At 57.9% G+C, this 17,738-nt stretch carries 20 protein-coding genes and 1 tRNA gene; 16 read left to right on the top strand and 5 right to left on the bottom strand.

Annotation, left to right across the window (positions count from 1 at the left end):
• Positions 1 to 338, top strand: a 338-nt coding sequence (locus tag H0484_RS08325) for a transposase (RefSeq protein ID WP_226954114.1), incomplete at its 5' end; no start/stop codon positions are given.
• 7 nt (positions 339 to 345) lie between these two features.
• On the opposite strand, the gene H0484_RS08320 is transcribed toward H0484_RS08325, so the two are convergent.
• Together H0484_RS08320 and H0484_RS08315 are read right to left on the bottom strand one after the other, a co-directional pair.
• A complete protein-coding gene (locus tag H0484_RS08320) occupies positions 346 to 684 on the bottom strand; it encodes an Arm DNA-binding domain-containing protein (protein ID WP_226954113.1) in 339 nt (112 codons plus the stop codon).
• Between the two features lie 175 nt (positions 685 to 859).
• Positions 860 to 935, bottom strand: a tRNA-Phe gene (locus tag H0484_RS08315).
• Between the two features lie 204 nt (positions 936 to 1,139).
• Between H0484_RS08315 and hemA the strand changes: the two genes are divergently transcribed.
• The 5 genes from hemA to H0484_RS08290 all read left to right on the top strand — a co-directional run bounded on the left by hemA (position 1,140) and on the right by H0484_RS08290 (position 5,417).
• Complete coding sequence (hemA, locus tag H0484_RS08310) at positions 1,140 to 2,414, top strand: glutamyl-tRNA reductase (protein ID WP_226954112.1); 1,275 nt, start codon at positions 1,140 to 1,142, stop codon at positions 2,412 to 2,414.
• 54 nt (positions 2,415 to 2,468) lie between these two features.
• Complete coding sequence (prfA, locus tag H0484_RS08305; RefSeq protein ID WP_226954111.1) at positions 2,469 to 3,548, top strand: peptide chain release factor 1; 1,080 nt, start codon at positions 2,469 to 2,471, stop codon at positions 3,546 to 3,548.
• A gap of 12 nt (positions 3,549 to 3,560) precedes the next feature.
• Positions 3,561 to 4,394 (top strand): peptide chain release factor N(5)-glutamine methyltransferase, encoded by an 834-nt coding sequence (prmC, locus tag H0484_RS08300; RefSeq protein ID WP_226954110.1) that lies wholly within the window; start codon positions 3,561 to 3,563, stop codon positions 4,392 to 4,394.
• 94 nt (positions 4,395 to 4,488) lie between these two features.
• On the top strand, positions 4,489 to 4,818 hold the full coding sequence (gene grxD / locus H0484_RS08295) for a Grx4 family monothiol glutaredoxin (protein WP_226954109.1): 330 nt from the start codon (positions 4,489 to 4,491) through the stop codon (positions 4,816 to 4,818).
• Positions 4,819 to 4,820: 2 nt separating this feature from the next.
• Positions 4,821 to 5,417 (top strand): UbiX family flavin prenyltransferase, encoded by a 597-nt coding sequence (locus H0484_RS08290; RefSeq protein WP_226954108.1) that lies wholly within the window; start codon positions 4,821 to 4,823, stop codon positions 5,415 to 5,417.
• A gap of 41 nt (positions 5,418 to 5,458) precedes the next feature.
• Here the strand turns inward: H0484_RS08290 and ttcA are convergent, their stop codons facing one another.
• Together ttcA and folB are read right to left on the bottom strand one after the other, a co-directional pair.
• Positions 5,459 to 6,499, bottom strand: coding sequence for a tRNA 2-thiocytidine(32) synthetase TtcA (gene ttcA / locus H0484_RS08285; protein WP_226954107.1), 1,041 nt, complete (start codon positions 6,497 to 6,499; stop codon positions 5,459 to 5,461).
• Positions 6,500 to 6,518: 19 nt separating this feature from the next.
• Complete coding sequence (gene folB, locus H0484_RS08280) at positions 6,519 to 6,878, bottom strand: dihydroneopterin aldolase (protein ID WP_226954106.1); 360 nt, start codon at positions 6,876 to 6,878, stop codon at positions 6,519 to 6,521.
• Positions 6,879 to 7,040: 162 nt separating this feature from the next.
• Here folB and H0484_RS08275 point away from each other — a divergent pair, with 162 nt between their 5' ends.
• Positions 7,041 to 7,940, top strand: a complete 900-nt coding sequence (locus tag H0484_RS08275) for an NAD(P)/FAD-dependent oxidoreductase (protein ID WP_226954105.1) — start codon at positions 7,041 to 7,043, stop codon at positions 7,938 to 7,940.
• Between the two features lie 5 nt (positions 7,941 to 7,945).
• Here H0484_RS08275 and H0484_RS08270 read toward each other — a convergent pair whose 3' ends face one another.
• The gene (locus tag H0484_RS08270) at positions 7,946 to 9,709 is read right to left on the bottom strand and encodes a M61 family metallopeptidase (RefSeq protein ID WP_226954104.1); all 1,764 of its coding nucleotides are present in this window, start codon (positions 9,707 to 9,709) and stop codon (positions 7,946 to 7,948) included.
• A 38-nt stretch (positions 9,710 to 9,747) separates the two neighbouring features.
• On the opposite strand from H0484_RS08270, the gene H0484_RS08265 reads away from it, so the two are divergent.
• The 9 genes from H0484_RS08265 to atpD all read left to right on the top strand — a co-directional run bounded on the left by H0484_RS08265 (position 9,748) and on the right by atpD (position 17,729).
• Positions 9,748 to 10,524, top strand: coding sequence for an enoyl-CoA hydratase (locus H0484_RS08265; protein ID WP_226954103.1), 777 nt, complete (start codon positions 9,748 to 9,750; stop codon positions 10,522 to 10,524).
• 198 nt (positions 10,525 to 10,722) lie between these two features.
• Positions 10,723 to 11,184 (top strand): ATP synthase subunit I, encoded by a 462-nt coding sequence (locus H0484_RS08260; protein WP_226954102.1) that lies wholly within the window; start codon positions 10,723 to 10,725, stop codon positions 11,182 to 11,184.
• A 92-nt stretch (positions 11,185 to 11,276) separates the two neighbouring features.
• Entirely contained in the window at positions 11,277 to 12,158 is an 882-nt protein-coding gene (atpB, locus tag H0484_RS08255) for a F0F1 ATP synthase subunit A (protein ID WP_226954101.1), read from the top strand.
• A gap of 119 nt (positions 12,159 to 12,277) precedes the next feature.
• Complete coding sequence (gene atpE / locus H0484_RS08250; protein WP_017523626.1) at positions 12,278 to 12,520, top strand: F0F1 ATP synthase subunit C; 243 nt, start codon at positions 12,278 to 12,280, stop codon at positions 12,518 to 12,520.
• 137 nt (positions 12,521 to 12,657) lie between these two features.
• Positions 12,658 to 13,128: a F0F1 ATP synthase subunit B gene (locus H0484_RS08245; protein ID WP_226954100.1), complete on the top strand. Its 471-nt coding sequence runs from the start codon at positions 12,658 to 12,660 to the stop codon at positions 13,126 to 13,128.
• 14 nt (positions 13,129 to 13,142) lie between these two features.
• Positions 13,143 to 13,682, top strand: a complete 540-nt coding sequence (locus H0484_RS08240) for a F0F1 ATP synthase subunit delta (protein ID WP_226954099.1) — start codon at positions 13,143 to 13,145, stop codon at positions 13,680 to 13,682.
• 35 nt (positions 13,683 to 13,717) lie between these two features.
• Positions 13,718 to 15,259, top strand: a complete 1,542-nt coding sequence (gene atpA / locus H0484_RS08235; protein WP_226954098.1) for a F0F1 ATP synthase subunit alpha — start codon at positions 13,718 to 13,720, stop codon at positions 15,257 to 15,259.
• A gap of 97 nt (positions 15,260 to 15,356) precedes the next feature.
• Positions 15,357 to 16,268, top strand: coding sequence for a F0F1 ATP synthase subunit gamma (gene atpG / locus H0484_RS08230; protein ID WP_226954097.1), 912 nt, complete (start codon positions 15,357 to 15,359; stop codon positions 16,266 to 16,268).
• Positions 16,269 to 16,310: 42 nt separating this feature from the next.
• Positions 16,311 to 17,729: a F0F1 ATP synthase subunit beta gene (gene atpD / locus H0484_RS08225; RefSeq protein WP_226954096.1), complete on the top strand. Its 1,419-nt coding sequence runs from the start codon at positions 16,311 to 16,313 to the stop codon at positions 17,727 to 17,729.
• Positions 17,730 to 17,738: the final 9 nt, after the last annotated feature.

The following is a 17,738-nucleotide window of genomic DNA, read 5'->3' as shown; positions in this document are numbered from 1 at the left end:
TGCTTCGGGCGTTGTACTTCGCCAAACAGCAACTGAATGGCTTCCTGGTCATGAAGAGCCTGAACAGAAAGCGGGCTCAGAAGATGATGCGCCCGTTCCTGGCGTTGATCGCGCAGTTTGAACAGAGTCCGGCACGGGCATTGGCTGAAACGCTCAGATCGTGGCTCGAACCGATCGTGAGGATGTGGCGCTTCACCAAATCCAACGGCATCACCGAAGGGTTCCACACGAAGATGGAGATGCTCTCACGCAGAGCGTATGGGTTCAGGAATTTTGAGAACTACCGCTTGCGGGTCTTGGCCCAATGCGGTTGGAATGGTGTAATTAACCGAGTCTAGTGAATGCCTAGATCCCCCGATTACGGGGTAGAGCCACTTTCTCGAAGGTGGCCAGCGCCTGGCGTTGGGCCTCTTGTTGGGCTTCACGCTGCATTTGGCGGGGGTCTTTGCCCGCGTTCAGGTTTTGACGATGTTCTTCGGCAGCAGTCCGGGCGGCAGCAAGCGACATGGCAGGGTAGGCGCCGAGGGTCAGTTTGACCCGGCGACTCGCTATGTCGGAGTAGAGAAATAGCCAGCTTTTTGAGCCTCGTGGCTGCACGCGGAGATACAATTTGTCCCCATCGGGCAGCATGTACTCTTTGTCGGCCGGTTTAGCCGCTTCAACGGTTTTTACTGACAGTTTCATAGCCCATCCCCAAGAGTTCCTCGGATTTGAGCCGATAGGTTAGGGTACAGCGCCAGGGTACAAAAAGCCCGGGATTCATTGGAATCCGATGAGACAGTCTGGGATGAGTTTTTGTCGCAAGCCCTTGTTTTCGCGATGGAAATGGGACTTGGTGAGATGGGGTGGGAAGAGGGGATGGTGGCCTGGGGCGGAATCGAACCACCGACACGCGGATTTTCAATCCGCTGCTCTACCGACTGAGCTACCAGGCCACGAAAGATCGAGATCATACACTAAAAACCACAGAGTTGTCCAAACGGCACTGTGGTTTTTAGCCCTTGGGGCGCTAAGGGACTATAATCTCACCCTGATTCGCCTTGAGTTTCAGGTGTTTAGCCCCCAGATGGCAGTGTATGTCCGGTGTTTTCGCTTCATTGCAGGCGGTTTCCGGGGCTGTTATCGATTGTAAGATTGCCATGTCCGTCGACGTCTTCACTTTTGGCTTGAACCATACCTCGGCGCCCCTTTCGGTGCGCGAGCGCGTGGCTGTGCCTGGTGAACTCCTGCGTCCGGCGCTTGACGCCCTGCGTAGCACTTGGGGCGCGGCGGTACGCGAGGCGGCTATTCTTTCCACCTGTAATCGCACTGAGATCTACTGTGCGGCTGAGCCGCAAGTGGTCGATCAGTTGCCGGCCTGGATGGCGCAGTTTCACAAACTGGAATCCACCAGCCTTCAGCCCCATGTGTATCGTTACCAGCAGAACGATGCGGTGCGCCATGCGTTTCGTGTGGCTAGCGGGCTGGATTCCATGGTGCTGGGCGAGCCGCAGATACTTGGCCAAATGAAAGATGCTGTGCGTGCGGCCAACGAAGCTGGCGCCCTGGGCACCTTGCTGCACCAACTGTTTCAACGCACCTTTTCGGTTGCCAAAGAGGTTCGTTCCCAAACCGCTATCGGTGCCAACTCGGTTTCCATGGCGGCGGCTGCGGTGCGCTTGGCCGAGCGCGTGTTCGGCGATTTGGACCAAGCCAATGTGCTGTTCATCGGTGCCGGCGAGATGATAGAACTCTGTGCCACGCACTTTGCTGCCGCGCATCCGCGGGGCATGATGGTGGCCAACCGCACGGTAGAGCGTGCCGATCTGCTGGCTTCGCGCTTTAGCGCCACCACCATGAAGCTCAGCCAACTGCCAGAGCGTTTGGCCGACTTCGACGTGGTGGTGTCCTGTACGGCCAGCTCCTTGCCCATATTGGGCTTGGGGATGGTCGAGCGCGCTTCGCGCCTGCGTCGCCACCGGCCCATGGTCATGGTCGATCTGGCCGTGCCGCGCGATATCGAAACCGAGGTGGGGCGTCTGGACGACGTTTACCTATATACGGTGGACGACTTGGGCCGCATGGTGCAAACCGGCACCGATGCGCGTCGTGCGGCGGTGGTGCAGGCAGAGGCCATCATCGAAACGCGTGTGCAGAACTTCATGCATTGGATGCAAAAACGAGAAATCGTTCCCGCCATCATGGAAATGCACGAAGCATCCGAGAAAGTACAACAGGCCGAATTGGAGCGTGCGCGGCGCATGCTGGCCCGAGGCGTTGCGCCCGAGCAAGTGTTAGAACAGTTGGCGTACGGTCTGACTCAAAAATTCATGCATGGCCCTTTGTCGGCCTTGAACCGCAGCGAAGCCGGTGAACGTGAGCAGTTGCTGGAGTTGATGCCCCAGTTGTTGCCGCGTACTGAACGCCGCCGGTAGCGACGCACGCCCATTCTCGCGCGCGTCCGTTTTCCTCTTTTTTTCCCTTCTCCCATGAAAACTTCCATGCGCAACCGGCTGGAGCAATTGGCTCGTCGGTTGATCGAAATAGATGCCATGTTGGCTGAGCCCGAAATCGCTTCCGACATGGACAAGTTCCGCAAGCTTTCGCGCGAGCGCGCCGAGGTCGAGCCCGTCGCTACCGCTTTTGGTGAGTACGAGCGTGCCGAGGCTGATGTGGCGGCGGCTCAGGAAATGATGTCCGACCCGGAAATGAAATCGCTGGCTGAAGAAGAGCTCAAGCTGGGGCGCGAGAAAATCGTCGAGTTGGAGGCCGCTTTGCAAGTGCTGTTGCTGCCTCGCGACCCCGATGATAGCCGCAGTGTGTTCTTGGAAATCCGGGCGGGCACGGGCGGTGACGAAAGCGCCTTGTTTGCGGGTGATCTGCTGCGCATGTATAGCCGCTATGCGGAAATTCAGGGCTGGCGTGTCGAGATCATGTCCAGCAATGAGGCCGAAGTGGGTGGCTACAAAGAGGTGATTGCGCGTATCGACGGTGAAGACGTATATGGGCGCATGAAATTCGAGTCGGGTGCGCACCGCGTGCAACGAGTGCCCGCCACCGAGGCGCAAGGGCGCATCCATACATCGGCTTGCACGGTGGCTGTGCTGCCCGAGGCTGATGCGGTGGAAGACATCGCCATCAACGCATCCGATCTGCGCATTGATACCTTCCGCGCCAGCGGTGCGGGGGGGCAGCACGTGAACAAGACCGACTCGGCGGTGCGTATTACCCACTTGCCTACGGGCTTGGTGGTGGAATGCCAGGACGACCGCTCCCAGCATCGCAACCGGGATAAAGCCATGCAGGTGTTGGCGGCCCGCCTGAAAGACCGCGAGCAGCAGGCGCGTCAGAGCCAAGAGGCCGCGACACGTAAAAGCTTGGTGGGTTCAGGGGATCGTTCCGAGCGCATTCGTACCTACAACTACCCGCAAGGCCGTGTGACCGATCATCGCATCAACCTGACGCTGTACAAGCTAGGCGCCATCACGGAAGGCGATATGAGCGAACTTATCGATGCCTTATTGGCCGAACATCAGGCTGAGCTCTTGGCTGCCTTGGCGGATAACTAAGGCGGCTTGGCGATGGCTACCGTCAAAGCCTTGCTAGAGGCCAGTCCGCTGCCGCGTCTAGAGTCTCGTATGCTCTTGCAGCAGGCGCTAGGCGTTTCGCGTGCCTGGCTGGTGGCGCATGATACCGACGAACTGCCGGAGGCCGCAGTACAGGCGTATCTGCAGGCTCAAGCACAACGTGAGCAGGGCGAGCCCATTGCCTATTTATTGGGTGAGCGCGAGTTCATGGGGCATGCTTTTCAAGTCGGGCCGGGGGTGTTGATTCCTCGCCCTGAAACTGAATTGCTCGTAGAGCAGGCCCTGACGGTTTTGGATGAGCTGGCGCACCCCGCGCCCAGGGTTCTGGATTTGGGAACCGGTAGCGGTGCGATTGCGATTTCCATAGCGTTGGCGCGGCCTGATGCGGTAGTGGTGGCCACAGATGCCAGTTCCGAAGCGCTGGGCCTGGCGCAGCGCAATGCGCAGGCGCTTGGCGCGCGTGTGGTTTTCTACCAAGGTGATTGGTACGGTGCCGTGCCCGACGCGCCAAGGTCCTTTGATTTAATCGTTTCCAACCCCCCGTATATCGCAGCGCAAGATCCTCATTTGTCGCAGGGCGATTTGCGTTTCGAGCCTGCCATGGCGTTAACAGACGGCGCCGATGGTTTGTCTGCGATACGGCTTATTGTGGCGCAGGCGCCGGCCTATTTGGCGACGGGCGGGCAGTTGTGGTTAGAGCATGGCTACGATCAGGCACCCGCTGTACGCTCCTTGCTGATCGAGGCGGGTTTTTCGGCAGTGCGCAGCTTGCCCGACTTGGCGGGAATACCGCGATCGACGGGCGGGCATATAATGGGGGATAGTTGATGCTGTTGCGCTATCCCCCTTGTTTTGTAAGGTTTTTAAGGGCGCCAGCAGGCCTGCGCCACGCAGTGCCCAACCCCTTTTTTAAGAGAACACCATGAGCGACGTTCAAGATTTCATCCGCGAAACCGTTACCGGCAACCCTGTGGTGCTGTTCATGAAGGGCACTGCACAGTTTCCGCAGTGCGGCTTCTCCGGTCGTGCCATTCAAATTCTCAAGGCTTCCGGCGTTACCAAGCTGGTCACGGTTAACGTGCTCGAAGACGACGAAGTGCGCCAAGGCGTCAAGCAGTACGCCAATTGGCCCACGATTCCCCAGCTGTACGTTGCCGGCGAGTTTCTGGGTGGTTCCGACATCATCGCCGAGATGTTTGAAAGCGGCGAACTGAAGTCTGTGTTGGAAGAGGCCGGCGCTCTGCAAGCTTAGGCATGAGCCCCTCTCCGCCCAGCCCATCGGCCCAGCCAAGACGACGCTTGGTGCTGGGCGTGACCGGCGCTACCGGGTCCATTTACGCTGTGCGCTTGTTGCAGGCTTTGCGCCGCTGCACCGATGTTGAAACGCATGTGGTGGTGTCACCTCCCGGCGTGCTCAATATCAAATACGAATTGGGCATGACGCGCCAGCAAATACACGAGCTGGCCGATGTGGTGTACAGCTTTCGCGACGTGGGCGCGGCGTTGGCCAGTGGTGGGTTTTCCACGCTGGGTATGTTGGTGGTGCCCTGTTCCATGCGTACTCTGGCGGCTGTGGCGCATGGCTTGTCCGACAACCTGATTACCCGGGCCGCCGACGTCACGCTTAAAGAGCGTCGGCGCCTGGTCATGATGGTGCGCGAAACCCCCTTGAATTTGGCGCACCTACGCAATATGACGGCGGTTACCGAGATGGGTGGCGTTGTCTTTCCCCCTCTGCCTGCCTTTTATCATCACCCGCAAAGCATAGAAGAAATGGTCGACCAGACCTTGGTGCGGGTCATGGATTTATTCGGCGTAGAGCTTCCCGGGCCGCGCTGGGAAGGCATGTAAAACCAGGCTTGGCAATGCAGGCCGGTAGGCCTGCACCATACTTACTCGACCTGCAAAGACCAGACCTTGGCCTCGCGTGTTGCGGCGCCGGGGGTTTTTCCGTTGGCCGATGCGCTAGTGGCCTCGATAGCCTGGCCTTCATCATCTTCAGCAAACGGAATCACGCCTGCGGGCGTATCGGCGAAGTCTTCAGTGTCGAAGGCCGTATCGCCGTTCTCGTCGGCCTGGCCCGTGGTTTTCAAACCGGCAAAGTCGAACAATTGCGTATCCATCAGGTGTGAGGGGACGACTTTGTTCAGCGCGCCGAATACGTTCCATGAGCGACCGGGCAAGCGCTTGTCCCAGTCTTCTATCATGCGGCGCATTTCCTGGCGTTTCAGGTTCTCTTGCGAGCCACAGAGGTTGCAGGGAATGATGGGGAAGGCCTTGAGCTGGGCATAGGCGATGAGGTCTTTTTCGGGCACGTAGGCCAGTGGCCGGATGACAATGTGCTTGCCATCGTCAGACATCAGCTTGGGCGGCATGGCCTTCAAGCGACCGCCATAAAACAGGTTCAGGAAGAAGGTACAGAGTATGTCGTCGCGATGGTGGCCCAGCGCGATTTTGCTTGCGCCCAATTCGTCGGCGACCCGATACAGAATGCCCCGGCGCATGCGCGAGCACAGCGAACACATGGTCTTGCCCGGTGGCAGCACGCGTGTCACGACCGAGTAGGTATCTTGGGTTTCGATGTGAAAAGGGACGCCGCGTGCCTTCAGGTATTCGGGCAGGATGTGATCGGGAAAGCCAGGCTGCTTTTGATCGAGATTGACGGCAATGATGTCAAAGTGAATAGGCGCCCGTGCTTTCAGCGTGAGCAGGATCTCCAGCAAGCCGTATGAGTCTTTACCGCCCGATAGGCACACCATGACTTTGTCGCCGTCTTCGATCATATTGAAGTCGGCGATGGCACGGCCCGTTTCGCGTATCAGTCGCTTGGCAAGCTTGTTGTCGTCCTGGCGCTGTTTGCGAGGGTCGGTATGTTTGGTAGTGGCTTGCCGATCGCGGGCAACGGCGAGCGAAGAAAGGTCTGGCGCGGACATGAAGAAATAAAAGGTTGGGCTAGCGTTCGCGCTGCAGTTCTATACCGACAGCGGCGCAATCAGAGAAAGCATTGGGTTTGCTGATGCGTATTTTAACCCGCTGAATTTCCGGGAATTTTTCCATCAGTGTGTCTGCTACGTGCTCTATCAGTGTTTCCAGCAGATTCACATGGGCACGTGTGCACTCGTCCAAAATGGTTTCACGTAGTTGGCGGTAATCCAGCACGGTGCGAATATTGTGGTCGCGCACAGGTTCCGCAACGCGTACGTCGAATTCGGCATCAATATGCAAGGGCTGGGTGCTGCGCAGCTCGTGTTCCAGAATGCCTATGCGGGCATCCAGCGCAAGTTGGGTAAAGAATATGCGGCGAGTTTGCATGATGTGGTATGCGGGCTATGGCGCGGTAAGAGGAAGGCCGACAGTTTGCAGGAAAACCGCTTGCGCCGCAAAGCGGGCTTGGTGTCTTGGGGGCGCCGCTATCGATGTCATAATGCATTTTCGACTGTTCAAAAGCCTAGGCGCGGTTTTTTCTTTTTTATCATGCAGGCAGATACGCAGCGCTACGACGCAATCATTATTGGGGCCGGTCCGGCGGGTGTTTCGTGCGCCGTGTGGCTGGCGCGGCTGGGCTTTTTGCCCTTGGTGGTAGAGGCAAGTAGCCGTATAGGCGGGCTGTGCCTGGGGCATCCTTACCACGACAATTGGAATGCCACTTTACCGGGGCGCACCGGGCCCGAGGTGGCAGAGCAATTGGCAGCCAGCCTAGAGCAGGCGCAAGTGCCGCTGCAATTGAACAATGCCGTGGTGCGCGTAGAGGCATCAGGCCAAACGTATGTCGTCACCCTTCTCCGGGGCGAGCGCTTATTAAGCTCGAACATTGTGCTGGCGACGGGTGTGCGGGCGCGTGGCTTGTCGGGTTTGTCGCCGGGGTCACAGCCCATGCCCGGGGTCTTGATCGGGCCTGGCGAGCACGTGGCTGCGCAAAATTTCCAAGGTAAACGGGTGGCGGTGCTGGGCGGCGGTGACAACGCTTTCGAGAATGCCTTGTTTGCCCAAGATCGCGGTGCAGAAAAAGTCGACGTTTATGCTCGCAATGTGCGGGCGCAGCAGCAATTCGTGCGTGCCTTTCCTGGCGAAAATGTGTACCCCCAGCCAGACCAGCTGGATTTGGGTGCCCGCACGGTTCAGGGCAAGCGCTACGATTTGATTTTGGTGTGCTACGGGTGGGAGCCGTGCGTTTCTTTCGCCGATGGTTTGCCGCTTGCGCGCACCGAGCAGGGGTTTATTGCTACCGAGTGGGCCACCGCGCAAACCAGTTTGCCGGGCGTCTATGCGGTGGGCGAGGTGGCTAAACGTCAGCACCCCTGCGTCGTAACGGCCTTGGCCGATGGCGTGACCGCGGCCAAGGCCATACAAGCCCGCCTGGAGGCAGGCTTGTAAACGCATCAACCACGAGACAGCGAGCATTCCTTGCTTGCGGGTGCCGACAGCGTGACGGTGAATTGACGCAATTCGTCGCGCCGGAAGGCATGCACAGTAAGCGCGTCGCCAGGCTGATAGGCGCTCAAGAGGCGCTTGAGGCTGTCTTCGGTGGTAATGCGCAAACCATCAAGAGCGACCAAGTTGTCGCCGGCGGAAAGCCCGGCTTTGTGGGCTGCGCCGCCTTCCGCCACGCTGGCCAAAGTGGTTTGGCCGTGTTGGGTGCGCAGGCGCGCATCAAGCGTGGGAGCCGTTTGGCCTGCCTTCCAGCTCAATGTGATGCCTTGTGTGGCCAGCAGTTCCGCCAAGGGCAGGTCTTCGCAACCGTATGCGTAACGCTCAAGAAAGTCTGAGGTGTCGACACCCGTTGCCTGTTCGATAAGCTCGGGCATGGCGGCTTCTGGCACGCCCTGCGGGTGGCCACGATAAAAATCCTTGCCGAATCGTTGCCACAGCAGGCGCATGACATCGTCGAGTGAGCGCTTGCCTTGGGTTTGCTGGCGTATGAGCAAGTCCAGACTCAGCGCCACCAATGACCCTTTGGTGTAGTAGCTGACGATGGCGTTGGCGGCGTTCTCATCTTGCTTGTAAAAGCGGGTCCAGGCGTCGAATGAACTTTCGGCTACCGATTGCTTGAGCCGGCCTGCGCCTGTGTGCACATTGCTGATCGTACGTGCCAAGGTCTTAAGGTAGGTTTCTTCGCTAATCAGCCCGGCGCGCAACAACATGAGGTCGTCGTAGTAGGCCGTGAAGCCTTCAAAAACCCATAGCAGGCGCGTGTGGTTTTCACGGGCCAGGTCGTAGGGTGCAAACACAGCGGGCTTGATGCGTTTGACGTGCCAGGTATGAAAGTACTCGTGGCTGACCAAGCCCAGGAACTCTTGGTATTCAGGCGTGGTCTCGGTTTGGCCCAGGGTGGGCAAACTGCGTCGTGAAGTCATCAGCGCGGTCGAGGCGCGGTGTTCAAGACCGCCGTAGCCGTCTTCGGTCACCATGGTCATGAACACATAGCGCGAAGCACTGTCCAGGAAGGGGGCGGCTTGTGTGGATTCTGGTTCGAATAGCGCCATTTGGGCGGCGCATATTTTGCGGGTGTCGCGGGCGATGCGTTCGAGGTCAAGGTTGGGGATGACCCCGGTGAATACCATTTCGTGTTCGGCGCCATGCACCGTAAAGGCAATGCTGGTAGGGGTGCCTATTTCGAATGGATGGTCGATGAAGGCATCGTAGTCTGGCGCCGTATACCAGCCAAAACCGTCGGTCGGCATGGCATGTTCAGGCGCATGCGGCATGCTGGTGTGGGCTGTCCAGTTCTTGATGCCGGGCGGCGGCTGCAGTTCTAGCAGGCAGGCGGTGTTCTCATGGCCATGGGCTTGAAGAAACACGCTGGTGCCATTGAAGAAAGCATGGCTGTCGTCAAAATGCGCGCCGCGTACAGAGAGATCCCAGGCGTAAACGGTGTACTCAAGGTGCAGGGGGCCTGTGCACGGCGCACAGCGCCATGTGTGGCTATCCAGTTTTTCTACCTTGATGTCTTGTTCGTCGTTGAACGCTTTCAAGCTCAGGATGTGGCGCGAAAAATCGCGTATGAGATAACTGCCTGGAATCCACGCGGGTAAGCTGAAGCTTTGGCCGTCAGGGTTAGGGCGCGCAAGAGTCATGTGCACACGCAGGCGGTGGCCGGATGGATCGAAGGGCGTTAAGCGGTAAAGTATGGGCTGCATATTCATGACCCTATATTACTGTTTACTCAGACTAAGGAGCAGGCATGTCGGAAACCCAAATCAAGGTCGAGCATCAGGGCCGTGTGGCACTGGTTACGCTCAACCGTCCCAAGGTGCTCAATGCGCTTAACAACGAAATCATCGCTGAATTGGCTGCGGCCATGCGCGCGTTGGATGCCGACGAGGGCGTGGGTGCCATCGTTTTGACGGGCAGCGGCAAGGCCTTTGCCGCTGGGGCCGATATCGCCGCCATGAAAGATTGGTCTTACTCGGACGTTTTCAAGGCGGATTACCTCGGCCATGATTGGGAGTCGCTGCGACGCATACGTAAGCCCGTTATTGCGGCTGTTGCCGGCTATGCCCTGGGCGGTGGATGTGAATTGGCCATGTTGTGTGACTTCATCATCGCGGCAGACAATGCGCGTTTTGGTCAACCCGAAATCAAGCTGGGCATCATCCCTGGCTTTGGCGGCACTCAGCGTCTGCCGCGCGCCATCGGCAAGGCGCGTGCCATGGACATGATCCTGACGGGCAGAATGGTGACAGCTGAAGAGGCCGAAAAATACGGCTTGGTGGCGCGTGTCGTGTCCGCTGAGAAATTGCTGGATGAAGCCATGGAAGCGGCCACCACCATTGCTTCCATGTCTTTACCGTCGGTCATGATGGCTAAGGAGTGCATCAATCGTGCCTACGAGGTGCCACTGGATGAGGGCTTGCTGAACGAGCGACGCAATTTTCATGCTTTGTTTTCTACGCATGACCAGAAGGAAGGCATGTCCGCTTTCCTGGAAAAACGTCCGCCACAGTTCCGTCAAGAGTAGACCTGGCAAACCCGTCACTACGTTCCAAGTGACGGGTTTGTGTCGCCAGGCCAACAATTAACGCGGTAGCCAGCTGACAATTTGCTTACTGGAAAAGAATAAAGTTATACTCCATGGGTTTGACACATGACGCGTGCGTGCAGCTTGTGCGGTGGCGCCAGTGTTTTTTGTTGGATGTATGCCGCAAGGCCGAAGCTGATGCCGAATCCCGCGTACAATGCGGCCCAAGCCGAAAACGAAGGGCCTGCAGAAAAGCTGGTTCTTACCGAGGCTGATCGTGCCGCTCTGCGTGCCAGCTCAGTCCGAGGCTTAGGCCGGATAGTTTGGGTCCAAGGCGTGGCGGTGTTGTTCGCGGCGCTGATATGTTGGTTGTTTTTCGGCTGGCAAGCAGGGGTTTCTGCGCTGGTCGGTGGTGGTGCCTACTACCTTCCGAATCTGTTTTTTGCCGTTCGGCTGCTGGTGGGTATGTTGGGTGCAAGGCCGGTGGGGCCAGTAGGTTTTCTGCTGGGTGAACTGGTCAAGCTTGGGGTGGCTGCGCTGTTGCTTGCGTGGGCTGCCTACGAATGGCAAGCGTGGCTAGTATGGCTGGCTATGTTGTTCGGGCTGGTATGTGTACTGAAAAGTTATGTGCTGCTGCTGATGATGGGCAAGCTGCCGTAGCGGTAAGCAGTACAAAAAAATGAATCAAGGGTCTGTTCTCCGGTTTTGGCCGGGGCGGGCATCTCGTGACGAAATTTTGGGGTAGGGTTACGATGGCTGCAGCTAGCGACGTTTCGCCACAGTCTTATTACATTCAGCATCACCTTGTTCACTTGAACAACGTAGGTGAAAAGCAAAGCGCTATTGCTGACTTCAGCATCATCAACTACGACTCCCTGGTCTGGTCCCTGCTTATGGGGCTGATTGTCGTTTTCGTTCTGTGGCGGGTCGCTAGCCGTGCCACAGCCGGTGTGCCGGGCCGTTTCCAGATGATGATCGAGTCTCTGGTTGATATGGTCCAGAGCGAAGCCAAATCCATTATTCCCAGCGAAGCCACGCGTCGTTACGTCGCTCCGCTGGCGCTGACCATCTTCCTGTGGGTGATTCTCATGAACGCCCTCGACCTGGTGCCTGTCGATCTTCTTCCGTGGATCTGGAAGGTAACGGGTCTGGGTGCCGAGCATGGCGATCCTCTCTACCATCACCGCATTCTGCCGACAGCCGACTTGAACATCCCCATGGGTATGTCGTTGGGTGTGCTGATCCTTACCATCTACTACGGTATCAAGATCAAAGGCGGCGGCGGTTTCGTCAAAGAACTCTTCACTGCGCCTTTCCATGGCCACGGCTTTGTCGGTGTGTTGCTGATGCCTTTCAACATTCTGCTGAACCTGATGGAGTACGCCGCTAAAACGGTCTCCCTGGGTATGCGGTTGTTTGGCAACATGTTTGCGGGCGAACTGCTGTTCATGCTGATCGCTCTGCTGGGTGGGGCCTGGCTCGGTGCCGATGGTGCCAGCATTGGTCTTGGTATCGGTCACGTGCTGGCAGGTTCGGTATGGGCAATCTTCCATATCTTGATCGTATTGCTGCAGGCGTACATCTTCATGATGTTGTCTCTGGTGTACGTCGGCTTGGCTCACGAGGGTCATTGATGGAATGCCAGGTAGGGCTCGGCTTTATGTCGTGCCCCACCTGCAGGCAAGGTGGCTTGCGTAGCTGTTTTCTTTTTCAGTCTTGTTGATTACACGAAGTTCTTAACCAAGGAGTTGTTATGACCAACGTTGCTCTCGTTGCTCTGGCTTGCGGTCTGATTGTCGGTCTGGGTGCTTTCGGTGCCAGTATCGGTATTGCACTGATGGGGGGCAAGTACCTCGAAGCGTCCGCTCGTCAGCCCGAACTGATGAACGCACTGCAAACGAAGATGTTCTTGTTGGCTGGTCTGATCGACGCGGCCTTCCTGATCGGCGTGGGTATTGCCATGCTGTTCGCGTTTGCCAACCCCTTCGTCGGTTAAGCGCAAATACTCACCCGGCCTATTGGGGCGGGGTAAGCCGTTGCCGGTAATGCCCAAAGTGGGCGTTTCCGGCAGCTTGGAATCAGCGTTGGGTAGTGCTACTACCTGACACCGAGTGGTATTCAAGGGAAACGACCGTGAATTTAAACGCGACTCTCTTTTTCCAGATGATCGTGTTTTTCGTGCTGGGCTGGTTTACGATGAAATTCGTATGGCCGCCTCTCACGAAAGCCATGGATGATCGCCGCCAGAAAATTGCCGATGGCTTGGCGGCCGCCGATAAGGGCAAGGCCGATTTGGCTCAGGCTCAGGCGCGCATCAGCCTCATCGAGGCCTCTGCTAAGTCCGAAAACCAGACGCGTATCCAGGAAGCTGAAAAGCAGGCTGCTGGCCTGATTGATGCAGCCCGTCGCGAAGCCGAGGCCGAAAAGGCGCGTATTCTCGAGCAGGCCCGCCAGGATGCCGCCCAAGAAGTGCAGCGCGCACGTGATGGCTTGCGTGCCGAAGTGGCAGTGCTGGCTGTCAAGGGTGCCGAACAAATCCTCAAGCGCGAAGTCGATGCCAAGGCGCATGCCGATCTGCTCGACCAGCTCAAGACGCAACTTTAATTTCAGGGCAGGCAATGGCTGAACTATCGACTGTCGCAAGGCCTTACGCCGAGGCGTTGTTCGAGTCGGTCCGCAACGAGGGAAAAGGTTTTGATTCCTGGTCGGGCCTGCTGGACGAACTGGCAACGCTGATGTCCCTCGAGGACGTCCGCGAGGCGCTTTCTGATCCGCGCCTGGACGACGCGCAGCGTACCGAATTGTTCCTGGGCCTGGTCAAGGCGCCGGTATCCGATTCGGCTCGCCGCTTTGTCGCGCTGCTTATCGAGAACGGGCGCGCTACGGCGCTTCCCGAGATCGCCGAGCAGTTCAACCAGTTGAAGAACCGCCTCGAAGGCACGGCGCTGGCCGAAATTTCCAGCGCTTTCCCTCTCGAAGATGCACAGGTCCAACAACTGGTGGGTGCGCTCGAAAAGAAATTCGGCCTCAAGCTGAAGCCCACTGTCACCGTCGATGCCAGCCTGATCGGCGGGGTACGTGTGGTGGTTGGCGATCAAGTACTCGATACATCCGTGCGTGCTCAGCTCGACCGCATGCGCGACACGCTGGCCGCCTGAAGCGGCCTGCCTAACAGGATTCCAGGAGTCTCAACATGCAACTTAACCCTTCCGAGATCAGCGAGCTGCTAAAAAGCCGCATCGAAGGCCTGGGTGCGTCTACCGATGTGCGCACGCAGGGCACGGTCGTCTCCGTTACCGACGGTATTACCCGCATCCACGGCTTGTCCGACGTGATGCAGGGTGAAATGCTTGAATTCCCCAACAATGTGTTCGGTCTGGCACTCAACCTCGAGCGCGACTCGGTCGGCGCCGTGATCCTGGGTGACTACACTGGTGTTTCCGAAGGCGATCTGGTGCGCACCACCGGCCGCATTCTGGAAGTGCCCGTCGGCCCCGAACTGTGCGGTCGCGTGGTCGACGCACTGGGCAGCCCCATTGACGGCAAAGGTCCGATCAATGCCAAGGCCACCGACATCATCGAGAAAGTCGCTCCCGGCGTGATTGCTCGTCAATCGGTTGACCAGCCTCTGCAAACCGGTACCAAAGCTATCGACGCCATGGTGCCTATCGGTCGTGGCCAGCGCGAGCTGATCATTGGCGACCGTCAGACTGGTAAGACGGCTGTTGCAGTTGACACCATCATCAACCAGAAAGGCCAGGGCGTTACCTGCGTCTACGTCGCTATCGGTCAAAAAGCTTCCACGATCAACAACGTGGTGCGCAAGCTCGAAGAGCATGGCGCCATGGAATACACCATCGTGGTTGCCGCCGCTGCCTCCGATTCCGCCGCCATGCAATACCTGGCCGCTTACTCGGGTTGCACCATGGGCGAATACTTCCGCGACCGTGGCGAAGACGCACTCATCATTTATGATGACCTGACCAAACAAGCCTGGGCTTATCGTCAAGTGTCGCTGTTGCTGCGTCGTCCTCCCGGGCGCGAAGCTTACCCCGGCGACGTGTTCTACCTGCATTCCCGCTTGCTCGAGCGTGCCGCGCGTGTCAACGCCGACTACGTCGAAGCCTTCACCAAGGGTGAAGTCAAGGGTAAAACCGGTTCGCTGACGGCTCTGCCTATCATCGAAACGCAAGCAGGCGACGTTTCCGCTTTCGTTCCGACCAACGTCATTTCTATTACCGACGGCCAGATCTTCCTGGAAACCGACTTGTTCAACGCTGGCATCCGTCCCGCTATTAACGCCGGTATCTCGGTGTCTCGCGTGGGTGGTTCCGCTCAGACCAAGGTCATCAAGAAGCTGTCTGGTGGTATTCGTACCGACTTGGCACAGTACCGTGAGTTGGCCGCTTTCGCTCAGTTCGCCTCCGACCTCGACGACGCTACCCGTCGCCAGCTCGAACGCGGTAAGCGTGTGGTTGAACTGCTCAAGCAGCCCCAGTACCAGCCTCTGGCTGTTTGGGAACAAGCTATTGTGTTGTTCGCGGTTAACAAGGGCTACCTCGATGATATCGACGTATCTCGTGTGCTCTCCTTCGAGAAAGGCCTCAAGGATACGCTCAAGGCCAAGAACGAAGCACTGGTTCAACGTATCGAAGACAAGAAGGCTATGTCTTCCGAAGACGAAGCCGAACTGGCCGCCGCCATCGACACCTTCAAGAAGCAAGGCGCTTATTAAGGCAATGTGGCGGGGGGCTGAAGCACGGGCTTCAACCACCCGAAGGTAAGGCAGGGCGCCAGATGCGCTCTGCCGAAACGCCCTGACAGGAAGTACGATGGCCGGAATCAAGGAAATTCGAACCAAGATCAAAAGCGTGCAGAACACGCGGAAGATCACCAAAGCCATGGAGATGGTGGCGGCATCCAAGATGCGCAAGGCGCAGGAGCGGATGCGTGCCGGTCGTCCCTATGCGATTAAGGTGCGCGATATTGCCGCGAACCTGATGCAGGCACATCCCGAATACCGTCACCCCTACTTACTTGAGCGCAACGAAATCAAGTCAGTGGGTGTGGTGCTGGTCACGACGGACAAAGGCCTGTGTGGTGGCTTGAACACCAACATTACTCGCTTGACGTTGGCTCGTTACAAGGCCTTCCAAGAGCAAGGTGTGAATGTGCAGTTCACCGCCCTGGGCAACAAGGGGCTGAGCTTCCTGACACGCCTGGGTACGACGCTGGTGTCGCAAGAAACCCAATTGGGCGATGCCCCCAACCTTGAGCGTCTTATCGGCGCCATCAAGGTTCAGCTTGACGATTTCGTCGCGGGCAAGGTTGATGCCGTTTATCTGGCTACCAACCGTTTCGTCAACACCATGAAGCAGGAACCCAGCTTCATACGTCTGTTACCGCTGCCTTCCGGCTTGGCGGATCCTTTCCAAAGTGGCGACCAAGAACCAGGCGCTACGGAAGGTGCTCCCAAGTCTGAATATGGCTGGGACTACATCTACGAACCAGATGCCAAGTCGGTTATCGACGACTTGCTGCTCCGTTACGTAGAAGGCCTGGTTTATCAGGCTGTAGCCGAAAACATGGCTTCCGAGCAATCAGCCCGGATGGTTGCCATGAAGGCGGCATCGGACAACGCCAAGAAAATCATCGGCGATCTGCAACTGGTCTACAACAAGACCCGCCAGGCCGCCATTACTAAAGAGCTTTCAGAAATCGTTGGGGGCGCTGCCGCTGTTTGACGCAGACAGGCATCCCGTCAAGATACTTAGCAAGGACTAGACATGAGCAACGGTACCATCGTTCAGTGCATCGGCGCCGTGGTGGATATTCAGTTCCCCCGCGACAACATCCCCAACATCTACGACGCGCTCAAGCTCGCTGATGACAGTTCCAAGTTTGCCGAAGCCGGCCTGACGTTTGAAGTGCAGCAGCAGTTGGGCGACGGCGTGGTGCGTACCATCGCCATGGGTTCGTCCGACGGTCTGCGCCGCGGCATGGCCGTGAGCAACACCGGCGCTCCCATCTCGGTGCCTGTCGGCCCCGGCACACTGGGTCGCATCATGGACGTGCTGGGCCGTCCCATCGACGAGCGTGGCCCCATCCAAGGCGAAGAGACGCGCGCTATTCACCAAGACGCTCCCAAGTTCGACGAGCTGTCTCCTTCGGTCGAACTGCTCGAAACCGGCATCAAGGTTATCGACTTGGTCTGCCCCTTCGCCAAAGGCGGTAAGGTTGGCCTGTTCGGTGGCGCCGGCGTGGGCAAGACCGTTAACATGCTTGAGCTGATCAACAACATTGCCAAGGCGCACAGCGGTTTGTCCGTGTTCGCCGGCGTGGGTGAGCGTACCCGTGAAGGTAACGACTTCTACCACGAAATGTCCGACGCAGGCGTTATCCAACTGGAAAACCTGCCTGAGTCCAAAGTGGCCATGGTGTTCGGTCAGATGAACGAACCTCCCGGCAACCGTCTGCGCGTGGCGCTTTCCGGCCTGACCATGGCCGAGCGTTTCCGCGATGAAGGCCGTGACGTTCTGTTCTTCGTCGACAACATCTATCGCTACACGCTGGCCGGTACCGAAGTGTCCGCTCTGCTGGGCCGTATGCCTTCCGCCGTGGGTTATCAGCCTACGCTGGCCGAAGAAATGGGCAAGCTGCAAGAGCGCATCACCTCGACCAAGACGGGTTCCATTACCTCCATCCAGGCCGTGTACGTGCCTGCCGATGACTTGACCGACCCCTCGCCTGCAACCACCTTCTTGCACTTGGACTCCACGGTCGTGTTGTCGCGTGACATCGCTGCGCTGGGTATTTACCCCGCCGTCGATCCGCTCGACTCCACCAGCCGTCAGCTCGACCCTCAGGTCGTGGGCGAAGAGCACTACGGCATTGCCCGTGCGGTTCAGCAAACGCTGCAGCGCTACAAAGAATTGCGCGACATTATCGCGATTCTGGGCATGGACGAATTGTCTCCCGAAGACAAGCAAGCTGTGGCTCGTGCGCGTAAGATTCAGCGCTTCCTGTCCCAGCCTTTCCACGTCGCCGAAGTCTTTACCGGTGCGCCCGGCAAGTATGTCCCACTGGCAGAAACCCTGCGCGGCTTCAAGATGATCGTCGAAGGCGAGTGTGATGCACTGCCCGAGCAGGCTTTCTACATGGTCGGTTCCATCGACGAAGCCTTCGAAAAAGCGAAGTCGCTGTAATAAAGGAAA

This window comes from Mesopusillimonas faecipullorum (assembly GCF_020539505.1).
Taxonomy (GTDB): domain Bacteria; phylum Pseudomonadota; class Gammaproteobacteria; order Burkholderiales; family Burkholderiaceae_B; genus Mesopusillimonas; species Mesopusillimonas faecipullorum.
Note: the sequence above shows the minus strand (reverse complement) of the source record. Positions and strands in the feature narration are given on the sequence as shown.

Bases quoted from the DNA above. Each gene is read 5' to 3' on its own strand.
- H0484_RS08320 (WP_226954113.1), bottom strand. From the start codon at position 684: ATGAAACTGTCAGTAAAAACCGTTGAAGCGGCTAAACCGGCCGACAAA.
- hemA (WP_226954112.1), top strand. From the start codon at position 1,140: ATGTCCGTCGACGTCTTCACTTTTGGCTTGAACCATACCTCGGCGCCC.
- prfA (WP_226954111.1), top strand. From the start codon at position 2,469: ATGAAAACTTCCATGCGCAACCGGCTGGAGCAATTGGCTCGTCGGTTG.
- prmC (WP_226954110.1), top strand. From the start codon at position 3,561: ATGGCTACCGTCAAAGCCTTGCTAGAGGCCAGTCCGCTGCCGCGTCTA.
- grxD (WP_226954109.1), top strand. From the start codon at position 4,489: ATGAGCGACGTTCAAGATTTCATCCGCGAAACCGTTACCGGCAACCCT.
- H0484_RS08290 (WP_226954108.1), top strand. From the start codon at position 4,821: ATGAGCCCCTCTCCGCCCAGCCCATCGGCCCAGCCAAGACGACGCTTG.
- ttcA (WP_226954107.1), bottom strand. From the start codon at position 6,499: ATGTCCGCGCCAGACCTTTCTTCGCTCGCCGTTGCCCGCGATCGGCAA.
- folB (WP_226954106.1), bottom strand. From the start codon at position 6,878: ATGCAAACTCGCCGCATATTCTTTACCCAACTTGCGCTGGATGCCCGC.
- H0484_RS08275 (WP_226954105.1), top strand. From the start codon at position 7,041: ATGCAGGCAGATACGCAGCGCTACGACGCAATCATTATTGGGGCCGGT.
- H0484_RS08270 (WP_226954104.1), bottom strand. From the start codon at position 9,709: ATGAATATGCAGCCCATACTTTACCGCTTAACGCCCTTCGATCCATCC.
- H0484_RS08265 (WP_226954103.1), top strand. From the start codon at position 9,748: ATGTCGGAAACCCAAATCAAGGTCGAGCATCAGGGCCGTGTGGCACTG.
- H0484_RS08260 (WP_226954102.1), top strand. From the start codon at position 10,723: ATGCCGAATCCCGCGTACAATGCGGCCCAAGCCGAAAACGAAGGGCCT.
- atpB (WP_226954101.1), top strand. From the start codon at position 11,277: ATGGCTGCAGCTAGCGACGTTTCGCCACAGTCTTATTACATTCAGCAT.
- atpE (WP_017523626.1), top strand. From the start codon at position 12,278: ATGACCAACGTTGCTCTCGTTGCTCTGGCTTGCGGTCTGATTGTCGGT.
- H0484_RS08240 (WP_226954099.1), top strand. From the start codon at position 13,143: ATGGCTGAACTATCGACTGTCGCAAGGCCTTACGCCGAGGCGTTGTTC.
- atpA (WP_226954098.1), top strand. From the start codon at position 13,718: ATGCAACTTAACCCTTCCGAGATCAGCGAGCTGCTAAAAAGCCGCATC.
- atpG (WP_226954097.1), top strand. From the start codon at position 15,357: ATGGCCGGAATCAAGGAAATTCGAACCAAGATCAAAAGCGTGCAGAAC.
- atpD (WP_226954096.1), top strand. From the start codon at position 16,311: ATGAGCAACGGTACCATCGTTCAGTGCATCGGCGCCGTGGTGGATATT.